Origin of the sequence: Listeria weihenstephanensis (assembly GCF_003534205.1) — a bacterium.
GTDB lineage: Bacteria > Bacillota > Bacilli > Lactobacillales > Listeriaceae > Listeria_A > Listeria_A weihenstephanensis.
Genome location: NZ_CP011102.1, coordinates 3,033,105 through 3,057,695 on the forward strand (window position 1 = coordinate 3,033,105; position 24,591 = coordinate 3,057,695).

At 41.5% G+C, this 24,591-nt stretch carries 22 protein-coding genes; 4 read left to right on the forward strand and 18 right to left on the reverse strand.

Translation table 11 applies throughout. The features are described from left to right. Positions 1–32 precede the first annotated feature (32 nt). Entirely contained in the window at positions 33–2,189 is a 2,157-nt protein-coding gene (locus UE46_RS14605) for a glycoside hydrolase family 3 N-terminal domain-containing protein (RefSeq protein WP_036061458.1), read from the reverse strand. 324 nt (positions 2,190–2,513) lie between these two features. Between UE46_RS14605 and UE46_RS14610 the strand changes: the two genes are divergently transcribed. The 3 genes from UE46_RS14610 (at position 2,514) to UE46_RS14620 (ending at position 5,563) form a co-directional block, all read left to right on the forward strand. Continuing rightward, positions 2,514–3,755: a sugar ABC transporter substrate-binding protein gene (locus UE46_RS14610; protein ID WP_036061457.1), complete on the forward strand. Its 1,242-nt coding sequence runs from the start codon at positions 2,514–2,516 to the stop codon at positions 3,753–3,755. An 81-nt stretch (positions 3,756–3,836) separates the two neighbouring features. Beyond that, positions 3,837–4,718: a carbohydrate ABC transporter permease gene (locus UE46_RS14615; protein WP_411431066.1), complete on the forward strand. Its 882-nt coding sequence runs from the start codon at positions 3,837–3,839 to the stop codon at positions 4,716–4,718. A 14-nt stretch (positions 4,719–4,732) separates the two neighbouring features. Beyond that, complete coding sequence (locus UE46_RS14620) at positions 4,733–5,563, forward strand: carbohydrate ABC transporter permease (RefSeq protein WP_036061455.1); 831 nt, start codon at positions 4,733–4,735, stop codon at positions 5,561–5,563. A 39-nt stretch (positions 5,564–5,602) separates the two neighbouring features. Here UE46_RS14620 and UE46_RS14625 read toward each other — a convergent pair whose 3' ends face one another. From UE46_RS14625 to UE46_RS14635, 3 genes are all read right to left on the reverse strand, one after another. Further along, positions 5,603–7,204: a glycosyltransferase gene (locus UE46_RS14625; protein WP_159103104.1), complete on the reverse strand. Its 1,602-nt coding sequence runs from the start codon at positions 7,202–7,204 to the stop codon at positions 5,603–5,605. Positions 7,205–7,377: 173 nt separating this feature from the next. Then, complete coding sequence (locus tag UE46_RS14630; protein WP_036061454.1) at positions 7,378–7,797, reverse strand: permease prefix domain 1-containing protein; 420 nt, start codon at positions 7,795–7,797, stop codon at positions 7,378–7,380. Then, a complete protein-coding gene (locus tag UE46_RS14635) occupies positions 7,794–8,123 on the reverse strand; it encodes a PadR family transcriptional regulator (RefSeq protein ID WP_036061471.1) in 330 nt (109 codons plus the stop codon). Before UE46_RS14635 ends, UE46_RS14630 begins: the two co-directional genes overlap by 4 nt. 138 nt (positions 8,124–8,261) lie before the next feature. Between UE46_RS14635 and UE46_RS14640 the strand changes: the two genes are divergently transcribed. After that, positions 8,262–8,648, forward strand: a complete 387-nt coding sequence (locus UE46_RS14640; RefSeq protein WP_036061453.1) for an ACT domain-containing protein — start codon at positions 8,262–8,264, stop codon at positions 8,646–8,648. 197 nt (positions 8,649–8,845) lie between these two features. Here UE46_RS14640 and UE46_RS14645 read toward each other — a convergent pair whose 3' ends face one another. The 14 genes from UE46_RS14645 to purR all read right to left on the reverse strand — a co-directional run bounded on the left by UE46_RS14645 (position 8,846) and on the right by purR (position 24,458). After that, positions 8,846–10,399, reverse strand: coding sequence for a S1C family serine protease (locus tag UE46_RS14645; RefSeq protein WP_036061452.1), 1,554 nt, complete (start codon positions 10,397–10,399; stop codon positions 8,846–8,848). 107 nt (positions 10,400–10,506) lie between these two features. After that, positions 10,507–11,340 (reverse strand): MBL fold metallo-hydrolase, encoded by an 834-nt coding sequence (locus UE46_RS14650; protein WP_051492969.1) that lies wholly within the window; start codon positions 11,338–11,340, stop codon positions 10,507–10,509. 106 nt (positions 11,341–11,446) lie between these two features. Then, entirely contained in the window at positions 11,447–12,268 is an 822-nt protein-coding gene (locus UE46_RS14655) for a two-component system regulatory protein YycI (protein WP_036061451.1), read from the reverse strand. After that, complete coding sequence (locus UE46_RS14660; protein WP_036061450.1) at positions 12,268–13,563, reverse strand: YycH family regulatory protein; 1,296 nt, start codon at positions 13,561–13,563, stop codon at positions 12,268–12,270. Before UE46_RS14660 ends, UE46_RS14655 begins: the two co-directional genes overlap by 1 nt. Further along, on the reverse strand, positions 13,560–15,389 hold the full coding sequence (gene walK, locus UE46_RS14665; RefSeq protein ID WP_036061449.1) for a cell wall metabolism sensor histidine kinase WalK: 1,830 nt from the start codon (positions 15,387–15,389) through the stop codon (positions 13,560–13,562). Before walK ends, UE46_RS14660 begins: the two co-directional genes overlap by 4 nt. Before the next feature lie 5 nt (positions 15,390–15,394). Further along, complete coding sequence (yycF, locus tag UE46_RS14670; RefSeq protein WP_036061448.1) at positions 15,395–16,108, reverse strand: response regulator YycF; 714 nt, start codon at positions 16,106–16,108, stop codon at positions 15,395–15,397. Positions 16,109–16,413: 305 nt separating this feature from the next. Then, positions 16,414–17,370: a ribose-phosphate diphosphokinase gene (locus tag UE46_RS14675; RefSeq protein ID WP_036061447.1), complete on the reverse strand. Its 957-nt coding sequence runs from the start codon at positions 17,368–17,370 to the stop codon at positions 16,414–16,416. A 109-nt stretch (positions 17,371–17,479) separates the two neighbouring features. After that, positions 17,480–18,853, reverse strand: a complete 1,374-nt coding sequence (gene glmU, locus UE46_RS14680) for a bifunctional UDP-N-acetylglucosamine diphosphorylase/glucosamine-1-phosphate N-acetyltransferase GlmU (RefSeq protein WP_036061446.1) — start codon at positions 18,851–18,853, stop codon at positions 17,480–17,482. Between the two features lie 379 nt (positions 18,854–19,232). Then, a complete protein-coding gene (gene spoVG, locus UE46_RS14685) occupies positions 19,233–19,547 on the reverse strand; it encodes a septation regulator SpoVG (protein ID WP_036061445.1) in 315 nt (104 codons plus the stop codon). A gap of 140 nt (positions 19,548–19,687) precedes the next feature. Next, positions 19,688–19,999 carry a septation regulator SpoVG gene (gene spoVG, locus UE46_RS14690; protein ID WP_036061444.1) on the reverse strand — a complete coding sequence of 104 codons (312 nt, stop codon included), beginning with the start codon at positions 19,997–19,999 and terminating at the stop codon, positions 19,688–19,690. 779 nt (positions 20,000–20,778) lie between these two features. Further along, positions 20,779–21,972 carry an ABC transporter permease gene (locus UE46_RS14695; protein WP_036060621.1) on the reverse strand — a complete coding sequence of 398 codons (1,194 nt, stop codon included), beginning with the start codon at positions 21,970–21,972 and terminating at the stop codon, positions 20,779–20,781. Further along, positions 21,969–22,658, reverse strand: a complete 690-nt coding sequence (locus UE46_RS14700; protein ID WP_036060624.1) for an ABC transporter ATP-binding protein — start codon at positions 22,656–22,658, stop codon at positions 21,969–21,971. The genes UE46_RS14695 and UE46_RS14700 overlap by 4 nt, the downstream gene beginning before the upstream one ends. 28 nt (positions 22,659–22,686) lie before the next feature. Beyond that, complete coding sequence (locus tag UE46_RS14705; RefSeq protein WP_036060625.1) at positions 22,687–23,367, reverse strand: efflux RND transporter periplasmic adaptor subunit; 681 nt, start codon at positions 23,365–23,367, stop codon at positions 22,687–22,689. Between the two features lie 263 nt (positions 23,368–23,630). Further along, entirely contained in the window at positions 23,631–24,458 is an 828-nt protein-coding gene (gene purR / locus UE46_RS14710; protein ID WP_036060627.1) for a pur operon repressor, read from the reverse strand. Positions 24,459–24,591: the final 133 nt, after the last annotated feature.

Sequence of the window (24,591 nt, forward strand, 5' to 3'; positions counted from 1 at the left end):
TTTCACAGCCAAATGTCTATCTCCCACTGTATTTAAACCAAACAAAATGTAGCTTCCAAATCTGCTCCAATGAAAAGTTTAAAATCACCTGGATCACTTGTAAAATCTAAATTTGGCTTATAATAACGCAGATCCTCTTCGGTCAAACAAAACGTCACCACTCTCGCTTCACCTGGTGCCAAATCGATTTTAGAGAACCGTTTCAATTCCTTACGTGGCCGGCTCACTTTTCCAACAAGATCCTGCAAATATAGCGCCACAACTTCTTTTCCAGCGACTTCGCCGGTATTGGTCACCGTCACCGAAATCGTCAACGTGTCGCTTTTGGTGATGATATCGCTCGAAATTTTTAAATCAGTATATGCAAACGTCGTGTAACTCAACCCAAACCCAAAATCAAATAACGGCTGATTTGGAATATCAATATACTGCGATACATAATGTTCCTGCGCGTCCGCTGCATCCACTGGTCGCCCTGTATTCAAGTGATTATAGTACACCGGAATTTGCCCCGTTGTATACGGAAATGACATCGGCAACTTCCCATTTGGATTCACACGGCCCGCCAAAATATCGGCCACCGCATTTCCCGCTTCCGTCCCCGGAAACCAAGCTTCGACCAAAGCATCGCTCGCTTCAATCAAGCCATGTAAATCCAGTGGTCGACCATTGAAAAGTACCGTCACAACAGGTTTTCCAACCGCACGAATCGCTTCGATCATCGCGTACTGCGTCTCTGGTAAACGAATGGTCGCAATACTGTTTGCCTCACCACTCCGATCCGCCGACTCGCCAAGCGCCAACACAATCACATCCGCATCTTTTGCAACCCGAACCATCTCCGCAATTTCCGCTTCTGTCACATTTTCCGTATCAGCCGCGCCCGCGACATCCACCTGCGTAAACTGTTTCGCCATCCCATCATGCACCGAAATCGCGTCTTCCTTATCACCAAGCCATGACCAAGCGCCAAGCACATCTTGCGTCTTTGCAAGCGGTCCAACCAAAGCAATTTTCGTATCCACTGCAAGCGGTAATAAACCGTCCACATTTTTCAGCAACACCATCGCGTCCGCCGCAATCTCGCGCGCAGAATCCCGATGTTCCGCCGATAAAATATCCGTTTGTCGATCCTGCTTGCCCTTCAATCCACGATACGGGTCCTCAAATAAGCCGACATCATTTTTTAATTCCAGAATCCGCATCACAGCCTCATCAACCAACGCCACATCCGCCGTCCCGTCCGCTATCATACCTTCCAAATTCTCCAAATAGCACGTCGTCATCATTTCAATATCCACGCCCGCGCGCAACGCCTGCTCCGCCGCTTCCGCCGAATCAGCCGCCGTCCCGTGATTAATAATCTCCTTGACCGCGCCCCAATCCGAAATCAGCACACCATCGAAACCAAGCTCATCCCGCAACACGTCTCGCATCAACCACTCGTTTCCCGTCGCAGGCACACCGTCAACCACATTAAACGCCGTCATCACAAGCTTCGAACCCGCCTCAAGCGCCGCCACATATGCCGGTAAATAATTCTGGTACAACTCCCGCGTCGACATGTCCACCGTATTATACTCCCGTCCCGCCTCAGCCGCACCATACGCCGCAAAATGCTTCACACAAGCCGCCATTTTTTCATAGTTTTCCGAGAGCAACTCTGGGTCACCCTGATATCCACGCACAAAACTGGCTGCGAACTCACTATTCAAATGAGGATCTTCACCAGTTGACTCCATCACGCGCCCCCACCGAGGATCACGAACCAAGTCCACCATCGGAGAAAAAGTAACCTGCAAACCAGCTGCCGTCGCCTCTTTTGCCGAAACTGCCGCCATTTTCTCAGCCGCTTCCACATCCCAAGTCGCCCCAATCGCAAGCGGAATCGGGAAAATCGTCTTATAGCCATGCACGACGTCCGCCATAAAAATGAGCGGTATTCCCAATCGATTCGTTTCCAGATAGGCCTCTTGAATCGCGATCATCTCAATTGCCGTCGCCGATCCTAACACCGAACCAGCCCGTTCCGAAATTTCCGCCGTAATCCCCATCTCCGCCATAGGTCCCGTAATTTCCCCTTTCGTAATCGTTCCCTTATAAAACATCGGTGCCAATTGCAAAAGTTGTCCAACCTTCTCAGCCACCGTCATCCTTCCAAGTAATTGTCCTAACTCTTTCTTTTTCATAATACACATCCTCAAAATCAATTATTTCGAAACGTTTCTATCCAATCATACCAACAGTATAAGCGTTTTCTTTTCTCACGTCAAACAAATATCGATAAAATTATACAAATAAGCCTTGAAATTCCGAAATACTCCTTGAAATTTAATTTTTTTCCGAATTATTTCTTCCTATTAATGTCCCCAAAAGTAGTCCATAAATCGCTAAATATTTTACATTTAAGACTTGTAATCGATTACATTTCGCTTTATAATGATTCCATCGAAACGTTTCTATAAACAAGCACCAATTGCAAGACATAAAAATAAAAAGTTGGAGGAGAAGAAATGAAGAAAAAGTGGAGCATATTGTTGTTAACGATGGTTTTAACGCTAGGAGTGGCACTTGCAGGCTGTGGAAATTCAGACGATGCCGCCGACACAAAAGTATTGAACGTCTGGGCAATGGGAGATGAAGCCAAACAATTACCAAAACTCGCAAAAGAATTTGAGAAAGACACGGGAATAAAAGTGAAAGTACAAGCGATCCCTTGGGCTAACGCGCACGATAAGCTACTCACTGCTGTGGCTTCAAAATCAGGCCCCGATGTCGTTCAAATGGGAACAACCTGGATGCCCGAATTCGTGGCAGCTGGTGCACTGGAAGACCTTGATTCCTATACGGATAAATATGCAGAGTTAGAAGGCAAAAACTTCTTCGATGGCTCGGCGAAAACAACGAAATTTGATGACAAAACTTACGCAGTTCCTTGGTATGCCGATACTCGCGTGCTCTTTTACCGCACTGATATTTTGAAAAAAGCGGGCTACGATCATGCACCAAAAACGTGGGATGAGTTATCCGAAGTTGCTAAAAAACTCTCAGACCGCGGTGACGATATGTACGGCTTAAACATCGATGGCAAAGAACAAAGCCTAGGATTCATGTTCGGTCGTCAAAACGGTTCACCACTTTTCGATGATGCAAATAAACCCGTGTTCAATAAAAAACCGTTCGTTGATTCCGTATCTTATTTGAATAGCTTTTTCCAAAATGGCTCTGCGCCAAAAGCAGAACTAGGCCTTGACGTTGCCCAAACATTCGGCGGCGACGCAATTATTCCAATGTTCATCAGCGGTCCATGGATGGTAAAAGCCGTGAAAGATACCGTTCCAGATATCGACGGAAAATGGGCAACGGCAGTACTTCCAGCCAAAGAAAATAATACCTCAAGCTTAGGTGGAGCCAATTTAGCCGTTTTTAAATACGGTAAAAACAAAGACGATGCTGGGAAATTCCTGCAATTCATGAGCAAACCAGAAACACAACTCAAATGGATGGAACTAACGAATTCTCTACCTACCGTGCAAAAATCATGGGAAAACGAGACGCTAAAAGACGATCCTTTCTACAAAATATTCGGCGAACAAATGGCGAATGCAGAACCAATGCCGCTTATTCCCGAGTTTGAAGAAATTGCACAAGCCTACATGAAAAACTTCGAACAAATTTATCGTGGTGGCGCTGACGTGCAAGATCAAATGGATAATTTCAACAAAGAAGTTAACACCATTCTAAAAAATAATTAACTGTTCGGGGCAAAAGCAGCTGATAATGTCGCTCTTGCCCCAACTACATATTATGAGGAGGTTTACAATTTGCGTCGTTTTATGGATCAAAAAACACCGTATTTATTCATTTCACCAGCACTTTTACTTTTGATTATGTTCTCCCTTTTTCCAATCGTTATCGCTTTTGTCATCAGCTTCACCGACATAAATCTAGTTGGACTCGCTGACTGGTCAAAAATCAATTTTATCGGCTTAGAGAACTACAAAAATGTCTTATCCGATCCGATATTCTTAAAATCAATAGGTAACACGCTATTTTACGTTATCATCGGGGTACCTTTAGTTATCATTTGCTCACTCGGAATTGCGCTCATGATCAACTTCAGCCAAGCGAAGATTTTCCAATTTTTCCGATTAATTTTTTACACACCATCGATCACGAATGTCGTTGCTGTAGCTGTTGTTTGGAGCTATTTGTACAATCCACAATTCGGCCTCTTCAACTACTTACTATCCTTACTCGACTTACCCGCGGTGCCTTGGCTTCAAGATCCAACCATCGCCAAAATTTCCTTGATTATCCTCGCACTATGGCGTGCAATCGGGGTTAACATGATCATCTTTTTAGCTGCACTTCAAGGCATTCCGCGCGAATACTACGAAGCCGCACAACTTGACGGCGCCAATCGTTGGAAACAGCTAACTAACGTAACCGTTCCCTTACTTCGTTTTGCGATTTTCTTCGTTACCGTTACAACCATGATCGGTTGGCTACAATTTTTCGAAGAACCGTTTGTCATGACGCAAGGTGGGCCGCTTGATAGCACGACTTCCGTGGCGCTATTCATCTATCGAAACGGTTTCCAACTAAGTAAATTTGGATACGCTGCAGCAGGTTCCTTTATCCTGTTTATCGCGATTATCATTATTACCATTGTCCAGTTTAAAATTCAAAATCGTCATAGCGACACCCAAATGTAGGAGGAGTGAAAAAAATGAATCAATATGCACACAAATCGCGCGGTGCCAAGTGGCTCGTAGGTATTATTTTAGCAGTTGGCGGATTTTTCATGATCCTTCCCTTCATCTGGATGGTGCTCTCATCAGTCAAAACCGACGCAGAAATCCTGCAAATCCCACCAACGATTTGGCCCGAAACATTCACATGGGACAACTTCAAAATGCTCTTTACCGAACTTAATTTCAGCGTTTATTTACGCAACACACTCGTTATCGTCCTGTTTTCCTTCATCGGCCTATTTCTAAATGCGATGGCAGGTTATGGATTTGCGAAGTTCTCATTTCGCGGCAAAAACAAGATGTTCTACATGGTTCTTGCTACGATGATGATTCCTGGGCAGGTCACAATGATCCCCGTTTACCTCATCCTGAACATGTTTGGACTTACAAATACGATGACAGGTATTGTCCTACCAGGCCTTGTCGGCGCCTTCGGAATCTTCTTGTTCCGACAGTTCATGTCGACAATTCCTGATGAGCTCATGGAAGCCGCTAGACTAGATGGTGCCAGCGAATTTTTCATCTTTTGGAAAATTATCTTACCGATTTCCCGCCCAGTCCTAGCCGTTCAAGGAATCCTGACCTTCATCGCAGGTTGGAACTCCTTCCTATGGCCACTGATCATCGCAAACGACGAAAAATACTACACATTATCCGTAGGTCTATCCCTATTAAAAGGCCAATACTCAAGCAACTACGCACTCCAAATGGCCGGCTCTACCTTCATGGTTATCCCGATTATCTTGATTTTCATGATGTTCCAAAAATACATTTTGAAAGGATTCAACGTTTCCGGATTAAAATAACAAATAAAAATGCCGCCACATCATGTAGCGGCATTTTTTTCATTCTATTATTTCGTAAAACATCTCCATCGCATGCTGATTATACGCCACATAATCAAATTCTTTAGTAGGTCTATCTTCGTCCAGCGCACGCAAAATCCCCTCCACCAAACTCTCTTTCGAATTCGAAATTAACAAACCATAACCATCCTCCAAAATACTCCGCGATCCTGGGATATCCGTTGCCACAATCGCCTTCCGCAAAATCAACGCCTCCAGCAATACCATTGGTTGTCCTTCATGATTCGATGGCAAAATAAATACGTCGCACCGCTTCAATAATGGAAATGGATTGACCACTTGTCCAAGCAATGTAACATGTTCCTCCAAGCCCAGTTCCCGAATCACTTCCGCCAGCTCTCCCTTCAATTCCCCATTACCAACCAACACTAATTTTGCATCATTCCGCCTCACAACAACCTCTTTAAAAGCCTCAATCAACATTCGCTGATTCTTTTCAGGAGAAAGCCTGCCCATGGTCATAAAGTAAAAGCTATTCTCATCTAGCGCAACATCTAACGTTTCATCCGCAGCCTTAAGCACAGCCTCATAATCCAGTGAATTATGAACATAAACCATTTTTTCCGAACTATTTTCCACTAAATGTCGCAATTTGGCCTCGTTCAAATCTCGCGTATGCTCCGCCACCGAAACGATTTTATCAAAATAATTATACAGTAAGAAAATCACATTTAAATCCACCCGATGCTTATAGTCCACACCTAATTTTTTGCGATATTCTTGCATCATCTCGTTATGCTGATAAATCAATTTCTGGTTAGCCCCACTCGTCGCAAGCAACAAGGTCCAATACTTAAAATAACCATCAAAATCAATCGCAATATCAATCTTCGTCTCCCCTAAAATACGCCGTAATTCACGCTGGTATAATCGTTTCACTTCCTCCTCTAAAAAAGCTTCAGGGCCAAACTCCACATATAGTTCGTGACTCGCCGTGAAAAGCCGCTCTTCCGCTTTGCTTTCCTCCGCGGTCCGTAGCATACCGCCAACAACTGTCACCCGCAACACACGCGGATCCAATTTTTTGAAATTTCGTTTACAATCATCGTGAAGTGCCTCCGTATCTATCACAATAACCCGATAACGCTCGTAGTCTAAATTATGCAATAAATTGATAGCTGACGTCGTAATTCCATTATTTTTAAACCCACCACAATACATCAAAATCGTCTTTTTGGTATCAGCGTCTTGTTTTTCCGACAATAAACCGGCCTCCCATTGTTGCGAGGTAATGACCACCCCTTGCATAACTTCTTGCAAATAGAGAGGTAACGCTTCATCCGTCACAATATAATCCGCATGCAGCAAACTACGCATTAACAATGGCTCCAATGCCTCTCCCCGATAAAAATGAATATACATTTGACCATCTTTTTTTATAAAATAACTCGGCATCGCCTCATCCGAAACAACATACGCCGAGCTTGCTAAAGCCTTATCGCTCATCGATTCTAGGGAGACTCCTAGAAAAATCGGATGCTGCTTTATATCTTCTATAAACGCCTCATGATTAGACACAATAACAACGCTATTTTTTCGAATAGCTTCCTGGGAATAATAGTTCAAATACCGCTCTCCCATCCAAGTTCGCCTCCTCATGTTTCTTCCAATATTCCCGTTTTGCTTTTTTCCAAACGAGAAGGAGGATACAACGAATTGCCGTAATTATGTATAATTCTTTTCTTCTTCGCAACCATATAAAAAGCCAATAACAACTCTTCATTAGGAAGAAAACCGCATTGACTTATCCAAATCTATCTATCCTCAGCCTTACGCCGATACCAAAAATAAAACATCGCGAGCGGCCACCAAAGCACTACAAAAATAGGGAAAATACACCACAAAACATCTCGTGAGTACATCACATTCACAACGATAAATAAAATAATCAGCAACGCCGCGCCCCAAATCGAAAATCCTAAGTTCACTTTCGCAAGCGCCCGTCGTTTCTTCGTATTCGGCTTAGCCACTTCTAATTCCGCAATAATCTCATCAATATCACCAAACTCGATAATCGCCTTATTCACCGCGTCCTCCTCAGACTTCCCTTCCTCCATCAAGTCCGCCACTTTTTCCTCTAAATTATACGTGATTTCTTCCTTAATCTGCGCCGCCTGATCGCTCTCTGGTACATTTTCAAATAGTTTCTCCACAAATTCTGTTATCCTGTTCACGAATCAATCTCCTCCAAAAAAATGTTCATAATATCTTTAATTTCTCGCCATTCCCGCGCCATCTCGCTTAAATAAGCCCGACCGAGACTCGTAATCGTATAGTATTTCCGCTTACCACCATGCGACCGTTCCCCAAAATACGACTCAATCAACTGCTTCTTTTCAAGCCGCTGAAACACCGCATATAACGTTGCCTCTTTAATTTGAAACCGGTCACCCGTCCGCTGACTAATTTGCTTCGAGATCTCATAACCATAAGAATCCTCATCCGCCAAAATTCGCAAAATAATCGAGTCCACATGCCCTCTTAAAATATCACTACGAATGAAACTCACCCCTCAAATTACTCTATCTGATAGAATTATTAACTTCCTCTAACTTTACCATCCAGGCCCCCGTCTGTCAAAACATTTTGCAAGCCATCCCCATTCATGATACGCTTATCAAAAAGGAGGCGTTTCCCAATGAAACTCCACATAGACAAAACAAACTACACCATCGCAAAATTCCCACCAACTTTCCAAATCCCGACCTGGTTCCAGTCCGAAGAAACCCGCTTCAAAAGCATCACCTACACAAACGAAGAGTGCTCCATCATAGCCCCCACGGATATCCTCGACCCCGTCCAAGCAGAATCCACCGAACCCGACTGGTTCCTCCTAAAAATCGAAGGAATCCTCGACTTCTCCCTAACCGGCATCCTGAGCAAAATCGCGACACCCCTCGCCGAAAAAGAAATCAGTATCTTCGCCGTCTCCACCTACAACACCGACTACATCCTAATGAAACAATCCGACCTAACCACCGCAATTCAAACCCTAACAAACGCCGGCCACCAAATAATGGAATAACAAAAAAACACGATTCCCGTCAAAAGGAAATCGTGTTTTCACTATACTCTCTCAACTCACCGCCGAACGAGCACGGACCGAGAAATGCTTAGCTGCTAGGCAAAGGCGAGTACCGAAGCGGAATGTACGACTTGTACAAGAGCATCGGAACGGAGCCTTTAACAACGCAGATGAGCGTTTCTCGGTCCGTGCGTTACTTATTGGTTGGTGGATGATGCAGCAGTTAACGTAACCGTCGTAGTTTCTTTCTTGCCACTACGGTAATACTTCACTTCCATCTTATCGCCGACCTTCACATCAGACGCGTATAAGATTTGGCGCAATGTCATGGAATTAGTTACTTTTTTACCGTTCATTTCAACGATAACATCATACTCTTTCAAACCAGCTTTATCAGCAGCTGAACCAGATACGACTTGTTGTACCATCGCACCATAATCAACGCCTTCTGGTAATTTCAAGATTTGTTGTTGCTGTACCTCAGGAATTGTATCCACGTCACGCAATGTCACACCAAGTGACGGACGCTCAACTTCTCCATTTTTCTCTAATTGATCGATGATTGGTTCCACTGTATTACTTGGAATTGCAAAGCCGATACCCTCTACATTTTCCGTTGAAATTTTCATCGAGTTAATACCGATAACCTGGCCTTCAATGTTCACTAACGCCCCACCACTGTTCCCAGGGTTGATCGCAGCATCCGTTTGAATAACCTCAGCTTCCCAATCTTCCGTACCATCGCCATTTGTATCAACAGGCACCGTACGATTTAGACCAGAAATAATACCTTCTGTTACCGTTCCAGCAAATTCAGTTCCGAGTGGACTACCGATCGCAATCGCTGTTTCGCCGACTTTAAGCGAGTCAGAGTTACCAAATTCAGCAACCGTCGTCACATTTTTATCGCTAATTTCAAGCACGGCTAAATCATTCCACTTATCCGTTCCAACGAGTGTAGCCTCCGATTTCTTTCCATTTGAAAAAGTAACTTCAAGTTTATTAGCACCTTCCACAACGTGATTATTCGTTACGATGTATGCTTTTCCACCTGATTTCTTGTAGACAACACCAGAACCAGATGACGCTTCATCCTCTGTTGTTCCGCCTGTACTAATCGAAGTTCCTGCTTGATAATTCAAGACACTAACAACCGCATCTTGTACCTTTTCAACGGCCTGAGTCGTGCTTGTTGTATTTTCAACCGTTACTTTTTTCGTTTGACCGCTGCTTGTCGTTGTCGAATTTGAGGCTGTATTATTGTCATCATGTAGCGCGCCCCAAGAGAATCCGAGCACAATTAAAGCTCCGATTAAAACACCGATAAGCCCTGCTAAAAATACGCCTAACATCGTCTTCTTGCCTTTTTTCGGTGGTTCGCTTCCAGTTCCTCCGCCACTTGCACGTGTTGGTGGTACTGGCGGTATTACGTTGTTTCCACCTGTATTACTTGGTTCCTTCGGTGCTTCACTTGCCGCTGCATCAAAGAAAGCATGTGTCGAACTCGCTTCTGCTTCTTCTTTAGTCGCTGTTGCAAATGGCTCGCCTTCAGGTGTTATGCCCTCCGCCGAATGCACCGCCTCAACAGGTATATCTTTGGCCACTTGCGGTTCTACTGGTGGTGTATGTACCTCCCCAGCCGCAGTTGGTTCAGGCTTTACATAAGATTGTGATTCCGGTAATTTTTCAGGTGACGCTCCACTTGCTAGGTCATCTTTATGTGTTTCAAGATCTTTATTTTTCTCATCCATACATAATTCATCCCTTTCCTACTTGATAGACATTTCCATATAGTCATTGTATACCCTAATTATGAAAAAACTATGAAATTTCCTTAAAAATTCCGCTATAAATCACATTAAATCGTAAAAATTGGCGTTGGTAACTCCGGATCCGTATCAAAAAGCTCGATTTGTTCCCCGACAATGATACCTTCCCCAGCCAATGTTTGCGAAACAGCCATGCGTGCTAAATCCTTCATATTATTATCTTTACTCAAATGTCCCAGATAGATCCGCTTCGTCGCGTCCCCAATCACCTCGCTCATCGCAATTCCTGCATCCTCATTCGAAACATGTCCTTCATCGCCCAAAATACGGCGTTTTACATTCCAAGGATAGCGTCCCATTCGCAACATTTCCACATCATGATTACTCTCAAAAAGATACGCATCCGCATTGGCAATGTGTCCTTTCATCCGATCGCTCACATAACCCGTATCGGTAATCATCACGAATTTCTTTTTACCACTATGAAATATATAAAACATCGGCTCAGCTGCGTCATGTGAAACCCCAAAAGATTCCACTTGCAGGCTACCAAATGATTTTACCGTCTCCATATCGAACTGAAACTTCTGATCACTATTCACTTCCCCAATCAGCGGTTCCATCGCCATCCACGTTTTTGCATTGGCATAAATCGGCACCTCATAACGTCTCGCTAAAACGCCCAGTCCTTTAATATGATCCACGTGCTCATGCGTCACTAGAATAGCATCCACGTCCGTCATACTACGACCAACCTCGCTAAATAGGTTCTCAATCTTTTTCCCGCTCAAGCCACAATCGACCAAAATCGTCTGATCCGCAGTCTCAATAAGCGTCGCATTTCCTGAACTACCACTAGCTAATATACTAAAACGGAGCTGATCCGTTACCTGATTTGCAATTTTTTGCTCCTGTGCAAACATTGTTCGCGCCCCCTTATAATTCCATAATCTTATTGTACAACGAAAAAAACACAAATGCACGAAAAAAGAAGGTCCTCAAGTATAAAGACCCTCTTCCAGTTTTCAATTATTCATTTCCCACAGTAGGCACTTGATTCGTTTGCACATCATTCGTGTTAATAACCGAACCTTCCAAACCATTCACTAAGAGAAATGTCGTCTTCTTATCGTGCTTCACTTCAAATGCCCACACTGGTAAATAAACATCCGAACTCGGTAAACTAACTAAATTATAATAACCAAGCGTCGTATTCAAAATCTTACTATTCTGCTTCAAATCACCATGCTGATGAAGCACTTCAAGCGCATCCGTACCAGAAATCACGTCATCCTGATTATCAAATAACTGCGTATCGCCAAGCATCGTCTGCGTATACGAAACAACCTCATTATTCTTATTCAAATGAAACACAATCTGGCCATCCGTATTAAACAACACAGGTCGCGAATCAATTTTCTGATTAAACGTCATCTCATATTTATCCTTGTCATAACTCCAATAAATATACTTATCGCCCTTAAAAATATCACTCTTCAAAAGTGGCGCCAAATCCGCACCGTACTTTTCAGGATCAATTTTCACAGGCTTTGTTAAGAAAGAAAAAATACGCTGATTCCCATTCTGCAAGTTAATCTTCTGTCCTTTTAAAGTGTCAATATCACTCTGGCTAAAGGCAATCGGCTCCGTAGATAAGTAAGAACCCGTTTCAGGATTCGATGGTATTTTGCCATACGTAATATTTTCCGACTTCAACTTTTCATCGAGTGTCTGACTAACGAGCGGCGTCGGTGAAGAAGCCATCCGCGAGTCAATAAAGAGCACCAATAAGAAAATATCGAGGATCAAAAAGGCGATGATGAAAATCGTTTCAGTCTTTTTCCAATCCATTAAGCATCGCCTCCTTTAACAGGAGTCCACGTACCATTATACTTATAAAACCAAGCTGGCGTTAACTCCACCACACGATTATAACTCTTATTATTTTGCTCATATCCCATCACGTAACCCGGTACAATCATTTGGATATCATCAGAATTCACCGTCTTAATCAGCTCATTATAAACACTGTCCGAACTTGGCAGCGTCACTTCTTTTGATTCCGTCGAAATTTGCGCGCCTAACTTAAAGAACGGCCGTCTATATTTATACACGCTTTCCGTCCCTTCAGCCACAAGTATTTCCGACATACCGTCATCATTAAACACAGGCAAGCCTTGCACGAACAAAGAAAATGCCGTCGTCGAAGTATCCGCAGAATACCCAGAATAATAATAGTCCCCCGTCCAGCCCCAATGATCATTAATAAAACTAAAGCTCGACTGGATTTGCTCCGACTTCATCGCACTACTAAGCTGCGACGTATCCCGACGTTCCTGCGCTGGATCAACATACGTCAACACTTTATCATCAGGATTCACCGTCATCGAACTCGAACCATTCGTATACGAGTTATCCTGCCCCTTCACCTTGCTACCATCGCCAAACAGCGCATTTTTAAAGAGACCAATATCAATCGCCTCAATGACATACTGCTGCTGTTTCAACTTCACAGGCCGATCACTAAGAAATAAATATTGCTTATTCTTATACAACTGATCCGCAACAACTAAGTCTTTTTTCTGCTTCGTCAAAATTTCTTTCAACTCATCCACCTGATCCTGCTGAATAGAACCCTGATACATTTGTTCGTTCGAATCATTTCCAAAATAAACCGAGAACAAACCATTCTCCGACTTATTCAAGTTAAACGTAATCCGATTAAACGAATTCAAGTCAAAGTTATCACCTTTCAACCTGAAAACTTGGCTATAAATCGAAAGCGGCACAGCATTCGGAAAAACAAGCTCCATCGAATTATCCTGATGCACCATGCTTTGATATCCCGCGCTCAACTTATCCATCCGGACCAACTCAGAAAAATCAAACGTCGTCCCAGCCTTCACAAGCGCACTCACCAAATCTAAATTCTGCGACATGTAATTCACATCATTTTGGTGATAATAAACCATCGTCGGCCTGAAAACTTGTTCAGGCTGACGCATCTTGGCAATCTGCTCTTTTTTCACCGTCTCATTGTCGATTACTTCATAATCCGGCTGTACTTTCCAGAGGCTGTAGCTTAGGAATACGCTAATAACTACAAGAATAGTCAGGATAACTCCTCTTATTTTTGTACCCTTCATTCCCAATCATCCTCCGGTAAATCATTGTATGGCAGCGTAAACGAGATCGTCGTACCTTTTCCACGGTTACGTTCTGCCCAAATTTCACCACCATGCGCGGTAATCACGTCACGCGCAATCGCAAGACCCAGACCAGTTCCGCCCATTTCGCGAGACCTTGCTTTATCAACACGGAAGAAGCGATCAAACACTTTCGTCAAATCCTCTTCTGGAATACCCATACCCTCGTCACTAATACTAACCTCAATCTCATCCTCGCGCTTACGCAAGAAGAACGTGATCCGGCCACCATCAGGAGAATACTTATTCGCGTTCGAGATAATATTATCCATCACCTGCATAATTTTATCCTCATCAATCTCGATAATCACAGGCTCACGCGTAAAGTGGCGTTTATACGTAATATCATCCTTCTTCATCATTTCAAAACGATCCACAATATGATTGAAAAAGTCATTAAAATTCACAAAATTCTTATCTAAATTGGTGCGTCCACTATCCATACGCGATAATTTCAGCAAATCATTTACTAGGCGAATCATACGCTCCGTCTCACTTTGCGTCACTTCTAAGAAACGTGGCGCAATCTCTTCATCACGCCAAGCCCCATCACTGAGCGCCTCAAGATAACTATGCATACTCGTAAGTGGCGTCCGCAGTTCATGCGATACATTCGAAACAAAGTCACGGCGTTCTTGATCAATTTTTTCCTGATCCGTAATATCATGTAGTACCGCAATGACCCCATTTACAAACCCAGTCTCACGCTGAATAACAGAAAGGTTTGCGCGTAACACATATGGCTCTTCAAAAGTGCTCCGATCCATTGTTAACGGCTCTTCCAGTTCCATCAGGTCATCAAAACTATAGTCCTCAGAAACGCCTAACACATCAATGATCGGCTTCCCATTCGCACTTTCATGCGGAACTTTCAACATTTTCTCAGCAGGCGTATTAATCAAAATAACTTTACCGCGCCGATCCGTAGCAATTACGCCATCCGTCATATACGAAAGGACAGACGATAATTTGCGTCGTTCACCTTCCGTCATCGCTTGAGCCTCTTGCACCCGCTTCGTTAGCGCATTAAAAGATTCCGCCAATTGACCGATTTCATCCATGCCGTACACTTTTACTTTACGCGTATAATTCCCACGTGCCATTGCAAAAGCCTGCCGTTTCATATCCGTAATTGGCTTCGTAATCGTCCTTGATAACAAGATACCCAGAATCGCCGTAATAATCATCGCGAGCAACGTCCCCGTGATAAAAATGCTGGTAATACTATCGACTTGCTCATAGACCGACTCAATATCCGTAGCCAAATAGATGGCGCCAATAACCTCTCCTTTTGAAGTAATCGGAGAAACATCCACCCAAATTTGCCGTTTTGGATTTTTCCCCATGAAGATTTTATTTTCGCCATTGCCGCTATTTAACGTATTTTTTATCATCTTATTCGTCGAGACTTGTCCCACAATACCTTGATTATCCGCATCTGATGTACCAATAATCTTCAGCTTATTATCAACGACCAAGACTTCCTCGAAATCATTGCTACCACGAACAAAATCGAGCAACATGCCTTGAATGTTGCTCTCGAGTTTCGTCTGATCGTCATTCGTATATTTCAACATCTCTTCACGAACATTATATTCTAATAAGTTCACACTATTTGTAATCGCTGTCTTAAAGTTCTTTTCCAACTGATCCTGCAATTCTCGCACAAAATAAGCCCCAATTACCTGCATTGCTACTAAAATGAGCAATAAATAAATCATGACAAATCTAAATTGGACCGATTGAAAAAACTTCATTCTCCGCATAATGATTACTCCTGTTCAGGGTTACGTAAATAGTAGCCTACTCCCCGTCGTGTTACAAGCCATGCTGGATGACTTGGGTTATCTTCAATTTTCTCGCGTAAACGTCGCACTGTTACATCGACCGTACGTACATCTCCGAAATAATCATAACCCCAAACGGTTTGTAGTAAGTGTTCACGTGTCATAACTTGACCCATATGTTTCGCTAAATAATGTAACAATTCGAATTCACGATGTGTTAACTCAATAGTCTCGCCACGTTTAGATGCTACATATGCGTCCGGATGAATAATCAATGAACCAATCTCAAGTTCACTGTTTTCTTCTTCCTCCGCAGCTGTACTTCCAGGCGTACTATGACGACGTAAATTAGCCTTCACACGTGCAATCAATTCACGATTACTAAACGGTTTCGTCACGTAATCATCGGCGCCAAGTTCTAGCCCCAATACTTTATCAATTTCAGAGTCTTTTGCCGTTACCATAATAATTGGCATATCATATTTTTTACGGACTTCACGACATACTTCAATACCGTCGCGTCCTGGCAACATAATATCGAGCAAAATCAAATCTGGCTGAATCTCCTCTACAAGTTCAATTGCCTCATCGCCATCATAAGCGCAATATACATCAAAACCCTCTTTATTTAAATTAAATTTCACAATGTCTGCTATCGGCTTTTCATCATCTACAACTAGAATTTTCTTTTCTGCCATGTTAATCCAGTCCTCCCATTTCTAAAATCGCACATCGTTCGCGATAAACCTATATTTTTCGAGAAATAACCCGTATGTTGCAACTGAAAAATGTCATTCTGTATGAGGTATTTAAATGCTTTATTTCTCACGTAATCGCCTGTAGTACCCTATATTAATAGTACTACACACTATGCCATCACAGCACAGACCGTTACAGACTTCATTATAACATATATCGAGCTGATAAGAAAAAGTTAGCGATAGAAGATAAAACAAAACACAGACACCAAATATTAGATGCCTGCGCTTTGTCATTATATAACTTAATCGAATAATGGACTTACTGATTCATTCTTGTGTACGCGGACGATCGCTTCGCCTAAAAGTGGTCCTACAGATAATTGTTCGATTTTGTCGATCCATTTATCTTCTGGTAAAACTAGCGAATTCGTCACGATTAGTTTTTCAATTGGTGAGTTGTTGATACGTTCAATTGCTGGGCCTGATAAAACAGGATGCGAACAACAAGCGTATACTTTTGTCGCGCCACTCTCAATCAAAGCATTAGCTGCAAGTGTAATCGTACCCGCCGTATCAATAATATCATCAATTAAAATAGCGACTTTACCTTCTACATTACCAACGATGTTCATTACTTCGGCAACATTTGGACGCGGACGACGTTTATCAATGATCGCAATCGGAGCTTTCAAACGATCCGCCATTTTACGGGCTCTCGTCACGCCACCGTGATCTGGTGATACAACAACTAAATCTTCGTCAATATGATGTGAACTGAAATAATTAGATAGCAAACGCACAGCATTCAAATGATCGATTGGAATATCGAAGAAACCTTGAATTTGTGGTGCATGAAGATCTAGTGTAATCATGCGTGTAGCTCCTGCTTTTTCAATCAGGTTTGCTACGAGTTTCGCTGTGATCGGCTCACGGCTACGCGCTTTACGGTCTTGACGTGCATAACCGTAGTATGGCATCACAATGTTAATCGTTTTTGCTGAAGCTCTCTTAAGTGCATCAATCATGATCAAAAGTTCCATCAGATTTTGGTTTACAGGAAAACCAGTGGATTGTACGACATAGACGTGACAACCACGGATACTTTCTTCAATATTAATCTGAATTTCGCCATCACTAAAATGGGTCACGCTGGACTTCCCTAAATTAATTCCCGCTACTTCCGCGATTTCCGCCGCCAGTGCTTGGTTGGAATTTAAAGAGAAAATTTTTAACTTTGGATCAAAATAATCGTTAGACATAATCAGCCTCCACATAGATTTTATATAATTTTTTTATTGCCTAAGTTGTTACGAGCGACAAATGTAGCGCTCTATTTTAGAAGCAAATTTGGTGTCTCTAGCGAGAACCTTACTTACCAAAATTTAATTTTTTCGCGTAACCTTCTTTATTTTCTTGTTTTGTGCGAGAAATGGCAAGTGCATCCTCAGGCACATCTTTTGTAACCGTTGTTCCTGCTGCTACAAATGCGCGATTGCCAATTTTGACAGGCGCTACCAAGTTGGAGTTGCAACCAATAAATACGTCGTCACCAATGATTGTTTTGGCTTTATTTTTGCCGTCGTAGTTCACTGCGATCGAACCACAACCGATATTTACATTTTCGCCAATTTCCGCGTCACCCATGTAGATAAAGTGCGGGATCTTTGAATTCTTGCCAATGGTTGCTTTCTTCGTCTCTACAAAATTACCGATTTTCACGCCTTCACTGATGTCAGATTCAGGACGTAAGTGAGAGTATGGGCCCACTTGAACATCGTTGCCAACTTTACTGTCATAGATAGAAGAATGTCGCACTTCAACACGATCGCCTAAAATGGCGTTATCAAGCACGCTAGCTCCTGTAATTTCGCAATCTTCACCAATAACGGTTTTTCCGTGAATCGCAACATTAGGACCAACAATTGTATCTTGGCCGATCTGAGCGTCCACATCAATATACGTGTTCGCAGGATCAATTAATGTGACACCATTACGCATATGTTTTTCATTGATACGATGACGCATGATTTCTTGAGCTTCCGCCAAGGCTACGCGGTCATTTACGCCAAGTGATTCCTTCGCGTTTTCCATCCGGTATGCTGCAACGACTTCATCATCATCTTTTAGAATTTTGATGACATCTGGCAAATAATATTCGCCTTGTGCATTCTCATTAGATACTTTGGAAAGAGCTTCGAATAAAGCTTTGTTATCAAAACAATAAGTTCCCGTATTAATTTCATTCACGCGCTGTTCTTTTTCAGATGCATCTTTTTGTTCCACTATCTTTTCCACAATTCCTAGATCATCACGAATAATTCGTCCATAACCAGCAGGATTATCTAAAACAGTCGTCAAAATAGTTGCTTTAGCACGTTTTTCATGATGATACTTCATTAAAGCTTCCATCGTATGACCTTGAATAAGGGGCGTATCGCCACATACAACGAGCGTTACACCTTCTTTGTCTCCTAGGACGTCTTTTGCTTGTAAAACCGCGTGAGCAGTCCCCAACTGTTCCTCTTGCAAAGCAAACACACTTCTATCCTGCAAATGAGTCTGTACTTGTTCCGCGCCATGTCCAACAATCGTCACAATTTTATCAGTTTGAAGTTGGCTTATTTGATCTACTACATGCTCCACCATCGGCTTCCCACAAACTGGATGCAAAACCTTATAAAGCTTCGACTTCATTCTCGTACCTTGCCCAGCCGCCAAAACAATTGCATATCTATTCATCATTGACAAGACCCTCCAATTATCCACTATTCTTCATAATGAATAATACCGTAAAAATGGCTTTTTTTCAAGATGTAAATAGACCGAGTAATAATTTTTACTAAAATCCTGATATATCTCTGTTTCCTGATCTGAATCTCGGTCTTTGTAAAAAAAGATACACGACCGATTACGAACAGGTGTATGCGATCACTCTTTTCAACTTTAAAATCCGATGTTGTCCAGCCTATAACCCATTTATTTTCTAGAAAAAGCGCTATTTTATAATGAATAATTATTTTGCACCTAACTATGTAACCCCTCTGACGTCGACCACTTTTCAGATTGAAAAACGCAACAAAAAGCAACCAGCCATGGCTGGTTGCTTGAATTAATATCCTAATTATTCAGCAGTTACTTCTTCTTCAACTGCTACGTCTTCTGATACAGCACTTGACTCTTCTTCGCCTACGCGAACATATTCAGCAAGTACAACCTCTTGGATTTTACCACGAGTATCAGAATTGATTGGGTGAGCGATATCACGGAATTCACCGTCAACGCCACGTTTACTTGGCATTGCTACGAATAAACCGTTGTTGCCGTCAATGACACGAATATCATGAACAACAAATTCCTCATCTAAAGTTATAGAAGCAATAGCTCTCATTCTTCCATCAGTTTCTACACGACGTAATCTAACATCAGTTACTTGCATTATCGTCACTCCTTATCCCATTTTGTCTTCTCATAGTTTCTTAGGATTATTTTTCATCTTGTTATTTGGGACAAAATTGGTTTCCCTTTAGATCCGCTATTCACAACAAGTCTTCACCCAGCCGCTATAAAAAGTAGTGTTTAATCTTCGTTTCCTTCTTCTGTTTCTGTTGTTACTTCTGCTGTTTCACTGACAACTTCATCAGCTTCTGCATAAGCAACTAAAACAGCGTCCTGAATCTTAGCACGAGTATCTGAATTAATTGGGTGAGCGATGTCACGAAACTCTCCGTCTGGAGTACGTTTACTTGGCATTGCTACAAATAATCCATCATTACCATCAATCACGCGAATATCATGTACTACGAATTCACCGTCAATAGTAATTGAAGAAATAGCTTTCATTCTTCCATCAGTCTCAACTCGACGTAATCTCACATCTGTAATTTCCATTTTCTTCACCACCTTAGCTCTTGTTGACATGCTACTTGTTGATCCAACACACACGCAACATCATAAAGATAACACTAGAGAATTGTTCCCTCGACATTTCTCCCATACAAAAAGCAATTATTAAATTACTCCTTGTTCCCAAAAAGGAAAGCCCAGAATTTTTCTCTAACAACATCATAATAAAAAAAGCTAAATTTGACAACTTTGTGACTTCGTACATAAAAACAGCTAAAATAAGACGTTTTTTATTGACAACAAAGAATTGTTTTAAATTATCTGTATTTTTGTATACAAAAATAACTTGTTATTCCTTGTTTAACTGGTATTTATATGCCAAACACTCTTACCATCATTTCTTTTTTGATATATTTTAGACAAAATATTTTTTCTCAAACTATAACATACAATAACATACTAATATCATTGTATACAATAATGTGGCAAAATTCTGCCATTTATTCTTTTTTTTGCACATCATTTATCAATTTTAATTTCAAAAAGAATCTCTTTATGACAATTATTACATATACTTACAATAGTCTTGAATCCGCATTTATACTGTGATTTGAAATTAAATAAAGTATCATACGCATTAATAACGGACACATTTCGCCTTCATTCACACCTTTAATGTGACAAACAGATTAAAAATATGTAACAGCTTATTTAATCACTTAAATTTACACTTTTGTCGCTAAAAATGATTTTTCGAATGCTTTTATTTCAATTTTTATAAAAAAAAAGAGGATTTTTTTACACAAATCCTCTTTTTCTTTATATTATTCTGACCGTAATGCGTCAATTGGGCGTAATTTTGAAGCTTTATTCGCTGGTGTAATACCAAAGATGACACCTATGAGTAAGGAGAACAGGAATGATCCAATTATAGTTGGAGCCGTAATTCCAGATGGTATCCCTGCAAATGAGCCGAATGCAAGCGCACCAGACACACCAATTGCGATACCAATTATGCCTCCGACGACACTAATAACGATCGATTCAATAAGGAATTGTGTTAGAATGTCTCGTTTTTTAGCACCTAAAGCTTTTCGGATACCAATTTCTCTTGTCCGTTCGGATACTGAAACTAGCATAATATTCATAATTCCTATACCACCAACAATAAGCGAAATCCCAGCAATTGCGCCTAGGGCTGTCGTCAGTGTCGAACTAATTGTATCAAACGCGTTCAATATTTCTTGCTGATTGATGACTTGATAAGGCGCTGTTTCACCACTCGAGGCATCGCTCGCATTGTAATTAAAGTGGATGGATAATCGCGAGTCAAGCGTGCTAACAACGCGATCTACATCGTCCGCAGAATCCGTCTCTACATACATCGTCCTAACACTCGTATCTTTTAACATACGTTGAGCCGCCGATAACGGAATGAAAATTTGATCGTCACTCGAACCCATCATCGAAGCGCCTTTTTCTTTTAGAACGCCCACGACTTTGTATGGCATCCCATCGACACGAACGTATTCGCCAATCGGTTCTGAGAAACCAAATAAGTCACTCGCCACATTCGGGCCAATTACAGCCACCTTTTGACCATATTCCACATCAATTGGTAGCAAGAATCTACCAGAATCTAGTTTAAGACCACGAGCATCTTTATACTGCTCATTTGTTCCAATTACTTTTAAATCTTTCGTTTTGTAGTCATATGTGGCTTTTACTTGCCCTGATATTTCTGGAGAAACACTTTTTACGCCATCGATATTCTTGTATTTCATCGCATCATCATACGTAAATTTATCATTCGGATTGGTCGATGTATTCATGACAGTGATTAGGTTCGACCCTAAGTCCCCCATCTGACTATTAACCTGATCCGTAACACCTTTACCAAGCGATACTAATAAAATAACAGATGATACCCCAATAATAATTCCGAGCATCGTTAAAAAGGATCTCAACTTACTTGTCTTCAACTGCTTCCAGGCCATTTTCATGCTTTGAAGGATCATTTCACTACCCCCTCATTGAAAAGTTGACCGTCTTGAATCCGAATCGTTCTTGTTCCATAACTCGCGATGTCAAGATCATGTGTTATCATCACAATTGTATTTCCCGCACGGTTTAATTCCTGCAAAATAGCCATAACTTCTTTTCCCGTCTTGGAGTCCAAAGCACCTGTTGGCTCATCGGCTAGTAAAATTTGAGGATTAGCAGCTAGTGCACGTGCAATAGCGACACGTTGTTGTTGTCCACCAGAAAGTTGCGTCGGCAGATTTTGTTTCTTATCTGTCAAACTCACTTTTCTTAGACATTCTAACGCAATTTCTTCTCGTTTGGCCGCGCTCACTCCACCATAAATTAGCGGTAATTCGACATTTTCTAAAGCAGATAGTTTCGTCAATAAATTAAACTGTTGAAAAATGAAACCGATTTTCTTATTACGAATAGCTGATAGTTTATTATCATTTAGCGTTGCCACGTCGACACCATCTAAATGGTATTGTCCTGAATCTGGTACGTCTAAACAACCGATCATATTCATCAAGGTTGATTTACCAGAGCCAGAAGGTCCAACGATTGCCAAAAATTCGCCTTGTTCAACGGCAAGTGTAACATTATCTAGTGCTTTAAATGTCTCACCGCCAAGTGTATATGTTTTCGTTAAGTTCTTCATATCAATAAGTGGACTTGCCATGCGCTCACCTCCTTGTTTGATCTAGTTATTAAAATCCTGGTTGCTGGGATGAGCTTGATTTGGATGGTAAAATGACCTCATCACCTTTTTCTAGGCCTTTCGTGACTTCGATATTATCTTCATTGTGAAGTCCAGTCGTGATATATTGTTTCACTTCTTTTGTCGTATTGTTGCTTCCTTTTTTAGGGATCAATACGTAATATTTATCGTCATCATTTTTTTGAACAGCCTCGATTGGAACATAAAGCGCGTTTGCTTTTTCGTTAACCAAAATCGATGCATCTGCTGTCATTCCTGATTTTAAATCCGCAGCATCGTCTATTGAGATCGTAACTAAGAAAGATGATACGCCATTTACAACAGTTCCTTGCTCGGCGATTTCTTTGACTTTACCGGTGTATGTTTTATCTGGAAGTGCTGCCACCGAAATTTTCGCTTCTTGATTTTTTTTCACATTTGGCACGTCTAATTCATCCATTTGAACCTGAAGCTCTAATTCATCATAGTCAGGCGCTTGTTGATTTTGCGGAACGATTGCTCCAGTTGCTGTTGCATTTATTTTCATGTCCCCTTGTTTTACTTTCGTTGTAACAAGGTCTTTTGTCGCCGTTGTATCTGATCCTGATTTCGAGCCTAAGAATAATACTGCTCCAACTACAATTGCCGCAATAATCACTAAGGCAATCAACCATTTAACCCATTTTTTCATGTGTTTTGCTCCTTCCAAATTAAGTAATCGTCTGTTAGCCCCTATTGTTTATGTAGGTACCAAGCATGTAAAAAAGGTTCATAAACATAAGTATTCGCCATGCGAACTGTTTACATACCTTTATAAGTTCCTATTGTAGCACAAAACGTTCTCAAACCAGTCATACGGAGGTCTTATTTATCCGTTCATATTCAATTCATAAATGAAAAAACTAAAATCTAAGGATGCCATCTGTATGCAGTCCCTAAATTTTAGTTTCTTATTTACTCGTTTGGATAATTGAAGTAATTACCCTCTACGACTTGGATTTGTTTTTCTTTGACGTTCACATTTTTAATTTTAACAAGTGATACGTAATCATCCACTAGACGTTCTTCCGCATATTCAGACTCGACCAATACGCCGATACCTACTAATTTGGCGTTGAACTCTTCTAGTAAGTTTTTCATACCGTTAATCGTTCCGCCAGCTTTCATGAAATCATCTACGATAACAACATTAGAGCCTTCTGGCAGACTGCGTTTAGACAGCTCCATCTTTTCAATACGCTTACTTGATCCGGAGACGTAATTGATGCTCACAGTGGATCCTTCTGTTACTTTACTGTCGCGACGCACGATAACGAATGGTACATTTAGATGTTCCGCTACGGCTTGCGCAATCGGGATTCCTTTTGTGGCAACCGTCATAATGGCATCGATTTTTTGTTTATTAAATTTAGTTGCTAAAATTTTACCAATTTGGCTTAGTGTCACCGGCTCACCTAGCAAATCTGATAAGTATAAATAACCACCTGGCAATAAACGGTTAGGCTCTGCAATGCGATTACAGAGCGTCTGCACGAAATCGAGCACATCCGCATTATCTGCAATTGAAATGTATTTCACGCCACCAGCAGCTCCTGGGACCGTCTCAAGCGTGCCGATGCCTCTATCTTCAAATGTTTTCTTAATAATAACTAAATCTTCACTGATCGATGATTTAGCTGAACCATAACGCTCTGCAAACAAAGTCAGTGGAACAAGTTTTCGCGGATGGCTTAATAAAAATTGTGTCATATCAATTAATCGCTCGCTACGCCGAATTTTCATTTTACTTCTTCTCCTCTTTTTAAAAGTTACATTTCTTAACAATAGAATCTAATTCGCCCTTTTTGTACGTGTTTAAGTTTATTATAAAGACTTTTTCGAGGAAAAGATAGTAATACAGATGTCAAAGCGATCA